A 13142-nucleotide genomic window follows, 5' to 3' on the forward strand; every position below is an offset into this window, starting at 1 on the left:
CGTCGAGATGCTCGTTGCCGTCGGTGCCGTGGCGTTCGTGGCCGTGGGCATCGCGAGCATCTTCGGGTCGGTGGGCGACACGGTGTCGCGCGGCCGCAGCGTGAGCGCGATCACGCAGTACGCCGCCGTGCTCGAGCGCCAGATGCGCGAAGACTTCGAGGCCATGACCCGCGACGGGTACCTGATCATCCGGCACGAGTCGGCCGACAACGGGAACGACGTCCCGCTGTATGCCGACCAGCCGATCGGCGACTGGCGTCCGCGGCGGATCGACGAGATCATGTTCTTCATCGACGAGCCGTCGGCCTCGGCCCGCGAGCCGCTCGTTCCGGGCTTCGTGCCCGAGGGAGCGAGCGCCCGGATCTACTACGGCATCGGTCAGCGGATGGAAGTCGATCCAGACCAATCCAGTCCGTACGCGCGACCCGACGTTACGACGCTCAACCGCACACCGGACACGACGTCCGGCCACCTTCCGGGGTCGACCGTGCCGGGCAACGCGAATCGCCTCGCCAACCAGTGGACGTTGCTGCGCCACTCGACGGCGCTCGTGAGCATCGGTGGAGGCGTGGGCGATGCGCCGTTCTCTTCGGGGCCGTTCTCGGCTCCGGCCGTCTGGCGGGACAACCGCCTGCAGGCCGGGCTGCAGCCCGCGGCCGAGAGCATCTTCCGATCGATCAACGCGCTCGACTATTCGAGCTGTCCGAACATCTTCCCGCTCGCCGAGGGCGTTCGCGAGACCGCCGGCGTGAGCGACCGCAACGTGAGCCCCCGGTTCGAGTCGGGCCTGGTCGACGTCGCGACGACCAACCTCGAGGAGATCCGCGGCATCGTGCAGTCGTCGCCGGGCCTGCTGGTCGATACCGCGACCACGCCCTTCCAGTATGCCTATCTCTCGCCGGCCCAGCTGACCGACTGTGCGCTGTACGTCGGGCCCGGCAGGGTCGTTGGCCCGGTGGGCGTGCAGCAGGCCTGGATGCGCGATGGCATGCCCGCGCCGAGCCACCGATCCGAGATCGACTTCGATCCCTCGCAGTTCGTAAGCCCGGGCCAGGAGCTGAACTACCGGTCGGTCAATCTGAACATCGATCAGGTCGCGCGCATGCGGTACGAGCCGGCGCCGCCCGACCTGCACAGCCAGCTCTTCGAGGCCAGCGATCCCGCGCTGGCGGTCCGCGGCGGCATCCGCCTGGCCGACCAAAATGCGCTGGCGTCCGCGGCGTTCATCCCGCGCGTCTCGGAGTTCATCGTCGAGTGGAGCTTCGGCAAGACCGACGAAGAGGGACGAATGATCTGGCACGGGGCCGAGCGAGAAGTCGACTACGACGACGACGGCACCCCCGAAGAGACCATCTTCCCGTATCCGGCGTACGACCAGACGGTGCGCGGCACGCCCGCGGACCTGGCCGGCTCGTTCTTCGTGCCGTATCGCCTCCAGCAGTCCTTCGGCAGCGGCGTGATGGGCGTGGGCGACGAGCCGCGCGAGTTCACCAGCCTCCCGAGGCTCGGCCCACCGCTCTTCACCTTCCTGGCGGGCGACTTTGCCGATGAAGGCGATACGCACGCCAGCTATCCGGTCTTGCCCGAGGTCATCCACGGCGTGCAGACGTCGGCGCTGGGCGGCAGCGGTCCGGCCAACGCGGTGGTGTCGTACTTCGGCTACACGCTGCCGTTCTTTGATGCAGACGACCCCGACGGCGATGGCAACCTTGCGGACGCCGCGGCGGTCGACACGCTTGACTGGCCCTGGCCCGAGCTCGTTCGCGTCACGGTGACGCTGACCGATCCGGGCGACGAGACCATCGAACGAACCTTCCAGTACGTCTTCCCCACGCCGGGCAACCCGGTGCGATGACTGGAGCGAGCGACGCCGCGAGGCGGAACCACGCAATCGGGGAGGGAATGAACATGCGACGCATGCGAATGAACATGGGAGCGACCAAGGCCTTGCGGGCCGCCAGCGGCAACCTCGCCGCGCGACGGGGCTCGACGCTCATCCTCGTCGTGGCCACGCTTGCGCTGCTGGCCGTGCTGACGGTTGCTTACGTCAGCATCGGCGGCGGTGACCGGCGCTCGGCCCGCACCACGACGCAGGCGGCCGAGATCGAGCGGCAGGCCGAGCACATCGGCGACTACCTCGTCGGCATCGTCGGCGACGATGCGCTCTCGGTCTACTTCGAGGGCTTCGATCCCTCGGGCCAGCCCGTGTTCAAGACCGAAGCGGTCGACATGCCGCGGACCGACTTCAACCGCACCTTCGACGGCGAGCCGGCCAGCGGTCCGTCGACGCCCCAGCCCCAAGACAACTACTACGGCCTCGCGTTCACGCCCACGGGCTCGCTGCCGCCGCTCCGCGCGAGCGATGACCCGAGCGATCCGGCGATCTCCCTCTTCACCGCGAACGGCGACCTACTGCCCTTCGGCCCCAGCGACCCGTGGCTGGCCGCAAGCGAGCCGACCTACGTCCGCGAGGCGAGCGGCACGTTCAGCTCGCCCGCGTACGTCGATCGCGTCGACTGGGCGAAGATCTCCAACATCGGTCCCAACGGGCTGTTCAGCAACCTGTTCAACATGCGCGGCAACTTCGACGCGGCGCCGGGCGTGGGCTCGGGCGAGATGAGCGACCCGAGCAGGATGTACGTGACCGATCGCAATGGCGATCCGGTGCAGGTCTTGATCTACGGCGGATCGGCGACGCCCGAGATTCCGGCCCATTTCGACAGCCTGCAGGTCGGCTCGTTCCGGCCCGTGAACTTCGACAACGGCTTCGGCGTCGGTGACGCCGAGTACATGCCCTACATGTGGGCCGACGCCGACGGCGACGGGTTCTTTGACTCGCGCTGGCAGGAGCTCGTCGACGTGACGGTGCCGGGCGCTTCGGCGGGCACGTTCATCCCGCGATCGGTGATCCCGACCGAGGGCCAGCTGCGCTGGTTCGTGGCGGCGCGCATCGTCGACCTCTCGGGCCGCGTCAACATCAACACGGCCCGGGGCCTGCTGCAGCCGATCGTGACCAGCGCCGGGTACGACGGTGCGCCGACGAATGCCGACCGTCTCGGCGCCTCGCCAGCCGACATCGATGCGCGACGCGTGCTGACCCATGAGAACGCCTGGGCACAGTTCAACAGGTTCCTGGACGAGGCCCCGCAGCCGGCAACGGCGGGCGCCCAGGACTACGAGGACTACGAGGACGAGGTCATCGCCCGCGACGTCGGCGAGCAGGGATTCATCGCCGTGCGCCGCGTGCTGGACGGCGAGCAGCCTCCGGCCGGCTTCTTGATGCCCGAGCCGCGAGACGAGCCGCTCATGCCCGATGAGCGTCGATTCGAGTACAGCGAGTTCCGGCGCAGCGGCGGCGGCATCCTGCAGAACGACGTCGAGGGTACCTATCGGCAGTACGGCTTCGGCCTCGAGGACCTCGCCGACCTGCTCGCCTTCGAGGGGCTGAATAACCCGCAGAGCCTCTCGAGCCTCGAGCGTGCGGTCGGCGGTCGCGATGGTGCCGAGGACAACCTGAGCCCGCTGCGCGAGAACCGATCGCTGCAGGTCGAGCGCGACCTGTCGGACCCCGACGCCGCGCTCGCCCAGAAGCACATCGGCGTACGGCAGCACCTCACGACGCTCAGCGGAGGCATTCCTCGCGTTCCCTCGCGGGTCCAACTCGTGTCGTCGCCAACGGCGCTGGACGTGTTCACGAGCATCTCGTCGCTGCCCGACAGCACGGTGGCGCTCGATCCGCTGAGCCAGGATCCGACCGTGCTGCAGGACGGCTATCGCCTGCTCGGTCTCGCGGCGCCGCAGGACCTTCCGACGGGCAGCACGACGGGCGAGATCTCGGCTCGGCTGCGTCGAAACGTGCACCCCATGTTCCGCACGTACGCCAGCGCCCTCGTGCCCTCGGCCGAGGAATCCGGCGCGTGGTCCGACGACGCGTGGCAGACCACGTTCTACGGCTTCGATCGCCTCTTCGCGCTGCGCACCGCGGCCCACGCCGTGGCGAACACAATCGACATGTTCGATGGCGACGACGTACCCAGCGCCTTCACGCTGCTCGTCGACGGCGACGGCTCGACCCGCGCCGACCTCGAGAACGATCCTGCGTGGCAGGACGCGTTCCCCTGGTGGAGCCAGCCCGAGGTGCTGGGTTCGTCGGCCCCTCCCGGCGTGAGCGGGCGCCTCGACTTCGGCGATGCGCGACTGCCGGCTGGGCTCATCGAAACCGATGGCGTCGCCGCGATGAACGTGTATGGGCTCGAGGTCCATCCATTCATCACGCAGGTATCGCTGTACAACATGTTCACCGATGCACCGGAAGCGGTGGGTGGCGACATGGAGTACGTACCACCGACTGGTCCTGGTGGTGGTCCGATCTTCGGGCCCGGTGGCGGCGGTGGTGCCCAGCCGATCACGATCGACTTCGACACGAGCACGTCAAACACCGACTTTGTCGGACAAGTGCTCGCTGTCCAGCTCAGCAACCCATACACGACCGACATTGTCGTCCGGAACGATCAGTACTACGTCCGATTCGGCGAACTTGGCGGACCCGTGGCGATCCCGCAGCTGCCCGATGGTCTCGAAGTGCCGGCCGGAACGCGCATCCCCGCCGGTGGCAGCATCGTGCTGTACGTCGACACGCAGGTCAGCGCGAACGAGCGAGTTCCGCAGCGAGCGGCTCGCGCAGCCGCCTCTTTCTTTGGCGTCCAGGCGAGCGACGTGGAGTCGTGGCTGAACCTCCACTTCGGCGACGATCCGAACGTGGACGTCACTCGATTCGACGTCGATGCGTCGGGCGTCGATGACTTCCTGGCCGGTTCACCCGGTGGGGTGGCCCTCGATTCCGATGCCAACCGAGAAGTGACGCTGTGGACGCGGCTCAACCGCGTTGCCGTTGGCACCGATCCCAATGCATTCACCGACGTCATGCTCGACCGCCTGCTCGACCCCGTGCCGCTCAGCGATCGGCCGACGCTCGATCGGCGACCCCCCGGCACCAACACCGATGTCGATACGACCGTCGCCGGGCCCGAGGGCATGACGCCCGCCGAGGCAATCGACAACACCGGTTTCTCGATCGTGACGTGGGGCACCATCGCCCGGCCGGCGGGAGCGGTCTCCGCACCGCTTGGCGCCTTACCCGCGTACATCCTCGAGAAGCCATTCGTCGAAGTCGGCGCCCCGCTGAACGATGCCGCGACCGACGACCTCATGCTTCCTGCGCCGCTCACGCCCGGGTTCTCGCTCAATCGAGGCCAGTTCGTGGGTGGGAACAAGCTCCGCAGCGCCGAACGGTCGCTCCTTGACATCGTGCGCGATCCCGCCGGCACGAAGGGGCAGACCGCCCAGGTTCCTTCGGACATCGTCCTCGACGTCGAAGATACCTCGCACCGGGTGCGGATCACGGTGTCGCCTACCGAACACACCCGTGGCCTCGCATTCAGCGACCTCTACGCCAGCCCCCTCCGCAACGACAACCGCGGCCTGCTTGATTCCTCGTCGACGCAGTCGTCGCGTATGCTCCGGCCGGGTGACTTCCTGGGTGCGCCAGCCGTGGGGCCGGTGCAGATGCCGGCGCGAGACGGCGGCGTGGACCCGTTGCTGCTCGATTGGTTTACCACCGGCGAACTGCTGACGCTCGCCCTCGGGTACGACGAAGCACTCGGGCCGAACCAGCCGGGGTCGTATCCGGGCCTGCCCGAAGACACGTTCGAGTTGCTCGATCGCGGCCACCTGTCGCTCAACCTGCCGGCGCCGTTCGTCGACGTCGACACGAGCGGCGACTTTTCGGCGGGCGACGAACGCCGCGGCCTGGGCGTGCCCCACGCGATGGCGATCACCAGCAACATCACCACCATCGAGGCGCCCGTCAACACGCGGACGCCCATCGCCGGCCTTGTGAACCTGAACACGGCGACCGAGGTGGCTTCGAGCGTGCTGCCCGGGTTGACGCCGACCTTCGAGAGCACGGTCGATCCGACGCTCGCGTGGATCGAGGATGGTTCCACGCCGCTTCACGATGCGCGGTCCGACGTCGCCGCCGGCATTCGCTCGTATCGGGATAAGTCGGCGGCGTTGACCCGTGCCGGGGCCTCGGACGCGTTCTTCAGCACGTCGGCCTGGGGCGACAGCGACCCCGAAGACCTCTTTGGCCGCCAGGATTCCACGGGCATCATCGGCCTCCGTGAGGACGGCGGCCTGTTGTCGGTCGGCGAGATGCTCGCTGCCGACACGCTGCCCGCGGGCGGGCCGGTCCTTGGTCCGTCCACGTACGCCCGTCCGCACATGATCCGCCGCTTGGGGCAGGACGGCCGGTCGCTCGACGTCGACGGCGTCGACGCCGTCCGCTACGCCGTCGGCGGTGCGGTTGACCGCGGCGTGAGCGGTGGGGGCTTCAACGACGACGGCATCGCCGACGACTACGACGAGCAGCTCGCGCTCTTCAACGGCGTGGCGAACACCGTGACGGTCCGAAGCGACGTGTACGCCATCTGGTTCGTCATGCACGGCTACGCCCGCGAAGACGTCGAGGGCCTGCGTCCCGACGATCCGATGGTGCCGTCGGTGGCCAGGCGTTATCTGATGGTGGTCGACCGCTCGAACGTGCGTCGGGCCGGCGACAAGCCGAATATTCTCCTGTTCGACGAGCTTCCGCTGTAGGCGGCAAGGGGAGTCTGCCTCAGTCGAAGCACGATCAACAGGACTGCGTGGGGTGGCGGCCGGGCGGCAACCAGGGAGGCGCCCGGTCGTCTCTTTTTGTATCTCGTCGGGGTCCGCTCCAGCGGCCTCGGTCTACAGTTGGAAGGCCAGGGTGTAGCTCAGCTTGGTAGAGCACCTGCTTTGGGAGCAGGAAGTCGCAGGTTCAAATCCTGTCACCCTGATTCGATCCCACGCGCCGCGGCCCGCACGAATCGAGACGCACGCGATACTCGTTCCAAGGCAGCATGCACCACTAGACCAAGTGGTGCAGGAGGGAGCCGTCATGGAACGCGTCTTTGCCTGGATCGCCCTGGCCCTGATGGCAGGCCTCGTGCTCGCCCGCCCGGCGACCGCGAAGACGGATCGGTTCTACCTCGATCAACACGTGGCATCGGCAGGAAACGTTGTCCGGCTCGATGCGACGTCTCCCGACAACGCGGGCGAGCGTCCCCGGCCGTTTGCGCGAGACTTCACGTACGTGCTCACGCGAGTCTCCGATGGCAAGAGGCTCTGGAGCCACAAGCAGGGCGTCGGCGAGCCATCGCCCATCCGCGCGTTCGTGCACGACGACGGATGGGTGGTCGTGTGGAACGCGCGGCACGAGCTCATGGTGCTCGACAAGGACACGGGCGCCGTCAAGGCGAGGGACTCCATCCTCGACCAGTTTCCCGAGGCCGAGGCGCAGCAGTACGTGCATCAATCGACTGCGGGGCCGATATGGTCCTCGGGGTCGAGTTGGACGTTCGTGACGGTCGAGGACCGCACGTTGTTTGTCATCACGACGGGCTGGGGCCGACGCCTGGTGATGGACCTCGCGAAGGGTGAGTACGTCCGGCTCGGCGGTGCGGCCGGGGCGCAGCTCGAAGAGTCGGTCCTCGCGGCGGCCCGTGAGACACTGCGCGTCGCCGTCGAAGATCTCGAGGCACTGTGCGGCGCACGCCGCGTGGTCGAGGGCAAGCCGGTCGAGCCACCGGTCAGCGCCGGAGAAGTCTCGGCCGCCCTGGCCATGCTGCTGCGGGCCGAAGACCGTCGGGTCGTGCTGCACTTGCTCGAGCTTGAGAAGTGCACGTACGTCGGGTCTTCGGGTGGCTGGTGGGACATCGACGGCAAGTACGAGGGCGGCATCAACCCGTTCCAGCAGCGCGAGTTCACGCTGCGGCGCGTGGCCCAGTTGGGGCTCAGGCGGCTGGGCGAAACGCCGGCGGCGCCCTCGGGCGTGCAGATCTCGGGCGGCCACGCCATCGGAGTCAACCTGCCCGCGCCGCGAGCCGAGCGCGTCGACCTCCTACGGCCGGGTATGAAGCCCCGCGAGATCCTCGAAACCATCGGCCACCCCGACCAGCTCCGCTTCGGGCGTCGGGGCACGTGGGAGTACGACATCGACGCCGAAGAGCCTTTCACGCTGGTAATCCACTTCGACGCGGACCACCTTCAGGTCGATCGCACCGAGCGCGTCCCGCCCAAGTGGATGGGCAAGGAGCGATGGGACGACGTGTTCGGCCTGAACTAGCAGGAGGGCCCTACCGATCTCGGGGCACCCGATGAGCGATCAGCTAGGGGACCAGCTTCTGGGGATCGGGTCGGGTCGCTCGCCGATAGTGTGTCGATGGTGCGTTACGCGATCGGCTGCATGACCGGGACCAGCCTGGACGGGCTGGACGCCGCCCTCGTCGAGGCGGAGGGCAAGGGACTGGACCTCCGCGTTCGCACGGCCGGATACGTGAGTGCCGGGCTCGGCGATCTCGTTGATGGACTACGTGCGGCAGCGACTGGGGCCCCGATCAACGCCGGAGAATTCGCGCGGCTTGCGCTGGACTTCGGTGGACTGCATGCTCGGGTGTTAGGAGACATGCTCGACGGCGCTGGCGTCGAGCCGGCGGTATGCGTCCTGCCTGGTCAGACGATCGTCCACAAGCCTCCAGTATCGCTGCAGCTCATCAACCCGTGGCCCGTCGCGCGGCGACTGGGCTGTCCGGTGCTGTACGATCTGCGTGGCGCCGACCTTGCAGCGGGCGGACAGGGTGCCCCGATTACCCCCATCGCGGACTGGGTGCTGTTTCGGTCCGAAGACGAGGATCGCGCGATCGTGAACCTCGGCGGGTTCTGCAACATCACGACGCTACCGGCTGCGTCGAGGCCCGACGGCGTACGAGGGTCCGACGTATGCGCCTGCAACCAAGTGCTCGACGCGTGCGCCAGACGAGCATTGGGAAAGGCGTACGACGAGGACGGGCGAGCGGCCCTGGCGGGTCGGCCCGATGACGAAGCCGTGGGCACGCTGCGTGACATACTCCGTGCGCAGTCGTCCGGTGATCGCTCACTAGGCACCGGCGACGAATGTGGGGCGTGGGTAGACCGGTACGATTCGCTGGATGGACGCGATCTCTTGGCCAGCGCCGCCCATGCGGTCGGTACCGTGATCGGTGAACGGGCACGTTCAGAGGGCGTTGCGGTGCTCGCCGGCGGTGGAGTTCGAAACGCGGCGCTCGTGCGCTCCATCGAGGCTGCCGCAGGTGCGTGCCGGTTCACCGACGCACTCGGCGTGGGTGCACACCAACGCGAGGCGACGTGCATCGCAGTACTTGGCCTGCTCGCGCTCGACAATGTCGTGTACACGCAGAGAGCTATCACCGGGCGGCGGGAGGACCTCGTGGCCGAGGGCGCGTGGATCGGGGTACGACCGTGAGATTGCCGCCAGACCGCTCAAGCGTGCCGACCGAGCGTGTCCACCCGCGTGCCGTGGGCATGGATGCGCTGCCGACAAAGGATCTGCTCGCGCTCATGGCCGAGGAAGACGAGCACGCCGTGCGTGCTGTGAAGGCCCAGACGGCGCGTATCGCGGCGCTGGTCGATGAGGTCGTTCCACGGTTTCGAGCGGGCGGTCGCCTGGTTTATGTCGGTGCCGGAACGTCGGGGCGCCTGGGCGTGCTCGACGCCTCCGAGTGTCCGCCCACGTTCCTGGTTGACCCATCGCGTGTTGTCGGGATCATCGCGGGCGGCGATGCCGCGTTGCGCCGATCGAGCGAGTCGCTCGAGGACGACCTGCAGGGCGCTCGGGCAGAGTTCGACCGACTCGGCGTGGGCGAACTCGACACGGTCATCGGGCTGACGGCGGGCGGGACCACGCCCTATCCGATCGGAGCGATCGAGATCGCGCGGTCGCGGGGTGCGCTGACCGGGCTGGTGACGTGCGCCGACGTACCCGAGGGCCACGTCGCGGACCACGTGATCCGCCTCGAGACCGGGCCGGAAGTACTGGCGGGTTCGACGCGCCTGAAGGCGGGGACCGCGACGAAGCTGACGCTCAACATGATCTCGACCGCCCTCATGGTGCGCCTGGGCAAGGTGTACGACGGGCTCATGGTCGACGTCAGCGCCACGAACGATAAGCTTCGCGACCGGGCGGCTCGGATCGTGGTGCGCCTGGTCGGCGGATCGCGCGACGAAGCGTTCGTACTGCTCGACGAGGCGGGCGGTCGCGTGAAGACCGCGGTCGTCATGCGTTCGCTGGGGATTCCGCGAGCCGAGGCGGAGGCATTGCTCGAGGCCTCGGACGGATCGCTGCGGGACGCGCTGGAACGGGGTCCATCGTGCTGACGGTGCTCGACGGCGTGGTCTTTGCGGCGTACGCGCTTGCGGTACTGGCGATCGGCTGGCTCGCCGCCCGCCGAGTCCGAACCGCCGAGTCGATATACACGGGCGATCGGCGGGTTCCGGCATGGGCGATCGCGGTCTCAGTCGTCGCGACGTCGGTCTCGGGCGCGACCTTCATCGGCGGGCCGCAGCAGTCGTACGCGTCGGACCTGACGTACCTGTCGGCGTCGATTGCGTCGGTGCTCGGAGCGGTTCTGGTCGCGTGGCTGCTGCTGCCGAAGTTCTACGCGGCCAACGCGACGACCGTGTACGAGCCCATCGGCGCACGGCACGGCGTGCTCGCGCAGAAGTCCTGCGCCGCAGCGTTTCTGTTCGGGCGCCTGCTCGCGAGCGGCTCGCGGCTCTACATCGCGGCGGTGCCGTGCAGCCTCATCGTGTTCGGCGACCTGGCGACCGGCCACCTGCTGGCCTGCGTGGCCGCGCTGGGGACGCTGGCGCTCATCTACACCTCGTGGGGCGGCATCAAGGCGGTCATCTGGACCGACGCGCTCCAGGCGTTGGTGATGGTCGTCGCGGTGGTCGCCAGCATCTGGGTGCTGGTGGGGCAGATCGGCGTCGCACCGAGCGACCTGCCGAGCGCGATCGCCGAGGCCGATCCGACGGGCGACAAGCTCGTGCTGATCGACCTGTCGTGGGATCTGGGCGCTCCATTCACGCTGTGGGCCGTGCTGCTGGGGCTGACGCTCTTCAACGCCGCGGCGTTCGGCACGGACCAGGACATCGCGCAACGCCTCCTCACCTGTCGGAGCGCCCCGCGAGCGGCGTGGTCGCTCGTCGCATCGAGCCTGCTGGGGACGCTCGTCGTGGGGCTGTTCCTGTGCGTAGGACTGTTACTCTTCGTGCGCGACGCCTCGGGCGGCGCGGTGGTCGAGGGCGACACGCGCGGCGTGTACCTTGCCTTTATCCTTGACGACCTACCCACGGGCCTGCGGGGCCTCTTGATTGCCGGCCTCTTCGCAGCCGCGATGAGCAGCACCGATTCGGCCCTCAACGCGATGTCGAGCTCGGTGGTGGTGGACTTCGGCTTCGGCAAGAAGGACACCGACGCTCGGACCGCCCGCATCGTCAACGCGCTCTGCGGCTCGGCGTTGATCGTGATGGCGTGCGTGTTTGTTCTCGTCGAAGGCGGAAAGGACGAGGGGCTGATCCCCTTCGCGCTTGGCGTGATGATCTATGCGTACGCGGGGCTCCTGGGTGTCTTCGTGTCGACGCTTCTGCTCGAGCGCGGCAGCGCGCTGTCCATCCTGTGCGCGTTGGTCTGCGGCGCGGCTACTGTCGTCGTGCTGCAGTTCGTCGTTGATCCCACCCCGTCGCTGGGGTGGCGCATGCTCGGTGGGTTCCTCGTGAGCCTTGCCGTCTGCTCGCTCGCCTGGGGTCCGAAGCGATGAGCGCCGCACTGCGCCAACTCGGGGCGATGACCATGCTCGGGATCCGCGGCGCGACGCCGGGCGACGCTAAGCTGGAAGAGGACCTGGACGCCTGTGCGCACGCAGGGGTGCGTATGGTGATCCTCTTCGACCGCGACGTCGCCACCGGCGCAGAACGGAACGTTCGATCTCCTGGACAGGTCCGGGCGCTCACGGAGCACATACGCGCGCGCCTCGGCAACGGCGCGCTGGTCGCGATCGACCAGGAGGGTGGCCGTGTGCAGCGCTTGTCTTGTGCGCATGGCTTCAAAGGCTGGCCCTCGGCGCGTGCACATGCAGTGCTGGCGGTAGGGGAGCAGTCAGAACGATCGCAGGAGATGGCGCGCGCGTTGGCCGAGGCAGGGGTCGACCTGAACTTCGCACCGTGCGTTGACGTGAACATCAATCCCGCCTCGCCGGTGATCGGGGCGCTCGATCGTGCGTACTCGGATGAACCAGCGGAAGTCGCGGCATGCGCCCTCCGTGTGGTGCGTGCACATCAAGCGACGGGTGTCGGTTGCGTGCTCAAGCACTTTCCCGGACACGGGTCCGCGTCGACCGATTCCCACCATGATCTCGTCGACGTCTCGAAGAGTTGGGACCGCGAGCGAGAGCTGGCGCCCTACCGCGTGCTTCTGGACGAGAACGTCGGCGTAATGACAGGGCATCTGATACTGTCCCAATTCGATGTAGACCGCCCGGCCTCACTGTCGCGGTCCATCACGACGGGGCTGCTCCGTGACGAGCTCGGATTCACCGGTCCCGTGTTCACCGACGCCTTGGACATGGAGGGAGTGCGAGCGCGTTGGTCGCTCCGGGAGACAATCCGCCTTGCGTTCGAGGCTGGCGCGGACGTATTCGTGCACGCCTGCAATTCGGCCAGGGGCGAGTACGCGCCCGATGTCGTTCGAGCGATGGAGGCGTTGGCGACGGAACTCGGAAGCCTCGAGGCCCGGGCTGCCCGGTCGCTCGAACGCGTGCGGCTTCTGGCAGAGCCCCGATCGAGCACGAACCGGGGATCGACGCCTTACGAGTGAGTCGCGGGTGATCGTCGAAGGAAGGACCAAGCGGAAAGCGTCGATGCGCCGCGTGAGGCTTCCGGGAAGAACACCAACTTGCGCTCACATCCGTCCGTGATCTTGCGGGGATGTTGCTGCGATCTACTCTGTCCCCGGGGTCGCTCTTGCGCGTTGCTTATAGAGCAATGCATAGGGAGTCGCCTGCTCATTCGTCGCACGGCACGTCTGTATGGGCATGCCATGCCAAGTCTTGTGCACAAAAGAAGGCCGGCCTGGGGGAGCCAGTGCCTACGTGCAGAGAGGACGACTTAGCATGTCGATCCCCGGTCCGCGTGTTGGGGCGACTGCCGTGCTTCCCAAGCGAGCC

At 67.8% G+C, this 13142-nt stretch carries 7 protein-coding genes and 1 tRNA gene; all 8 read left to right on the forward strand.

Annotated elements, in window-relative coordinates; genetic code table 11:
• The first annotated feature begins 7 nt into the window (after positions 1 to 7).
• The 8 genes from RIA68_00680 to RIA68_00715 all read left to right on the forward strand — a co-directional run bounded on the left by RIA68_00680 (position 8) and on the right by RIA68_00715 (position 12793).
• Entirely contained in the window at positions 8 to 1855 is a 1848-nt protein-coding gene (locus tag RIA68_00680) for a hypothetical protein (protein ID MEQ8315946.1), read from the forward strand.
• A gap of 53 nt (positions 1856 to 1908) precedes the next feature.
• Positions 1909 to 6657, forward strand: a complete 4749-nt coding sequence (locus RIA68_00685; protein MEQ8315947.1) for a hypothetical protein — start codon at positions 1909 to 1911, stop codon at positions 6655 to 6657.
• Positions 6658 to 6804: 147 nt separating this feature from the next.
• Positions 6805 to 6878, forward strand: a tRNA-Pro gene (locus RIA68_00690).
• A 101-nt stretch (positions 6879 to 6979) separates the two neighbouring features.
• Positions 6980 to 8206 (forward strand): hypothetical protein, encoded by a 1227-nt coding sequence (locus RIA68_00695; GenBank protein MEQ8315948.1) that lies wholly within the window; start codon positions 6980 to 6982, stop codon positions 8204 to 8206.
• A gap of 96 nt (positions 8207 to 8302) precedes the next feature.
• A complete protein-coding gene (locus tag RIA68_00700; GenBank protein ID MEQ8315949.1) occupies positions 8303 to 9382 on the forward strand; it encodes an anhydro-N-acetylmuramic acid kinase in 1080 nt (359 codons plus the stop codon).
• A 23-nt stretch (positions 9383 to 9405) separates the two neighbouring features.
• A complete protein-coding gene (gene murQ, locus RIA68_00705; GenBank protein ID MEQ8315950.1) occupies positions 9406 to 10293 on the forward strand; it encodes an N-acetylmuramic acid 6-phosphate etherase in 888 nt (295 codons plus the stop codon).
• Positions 10287 to 11738, forward strand: coding sequence for a hypothetical protein (locus RIA68_00710; protein MEQ8315951.1), 1452 nt, complete (start codon positions 10287 to 10289; stop codon positions 11736 to 11738). Before murQ ends, RIA68_00710 begins: the two co-directional genes overlap by 7 nt.
• On the forward strand, positions 11735 to 12793 hold the full coding sequence (locus RIA68_00715) for a glycoside hydrolase family 3 N-terminal domain-containing protein (GenBank protein ID MEQ8315952.1): 1059 nt from the start codon (positions 11735 to 11737) through the stop codon (positions 12791 to 12793). Before RIA68_00710 ends, RIA68_00715 begins: the two co-directional genes overlap by 4 nt.
• The last annotated feature ends 349 nt before the right edge of the window (positions 12794 to 13142 follow it).

Source organism: Phycisphaerales bacterium, assembly GCA_040217175.1.
In the GTDB taxonomy this organism is placed as follows: domain Bacteria; phylum Planctomycetota; class Phycisphaerae; order Phycisphaerales; family UBA1924; genus JAHCJI01.

What these genes read in the sequence shown, in the direction of transcription:
- RIA68_00680 (MEQ8315946.1), top strand. Translation starts at nt 8, where the DNA reads ATGCTCGTTGCCGTCGGTGCCGTGGCGTTCGTGGCCGTGGGCATCGCG.
- RIA68_00685 (MEQ8315947.1), top strand. Translation starts at nt 1,909, where the DNA reads ATGCGACGCATGCGAATGAACATGGGAGCGACCAAGGCCTTGCGGGCC.
- RIA68_00695 (MEQ8315948.1), top strand. Translation starts at nt 6,980, where the DNA reads ATGGAACGCGTCTTTGCCTGGATCGCCCTGGCCCTGATGGCAGGCCTC.
- RIA68_00700 (MEQ8315949.1), top strand. Translation starts at nt 8,303, where the DNA reads ATGGTGCGTTACGCGATCGGCTGCATGACCGGGACCAGCCTGGACGGG.
- RIA68_00715 (MEQ8315952.1), top strand. Translation starts at nt 11,735, where the DNA reads ATGAGCGCCGCACTGCGCCAACTCGGGGCGATGACCATGCTCGGGATC.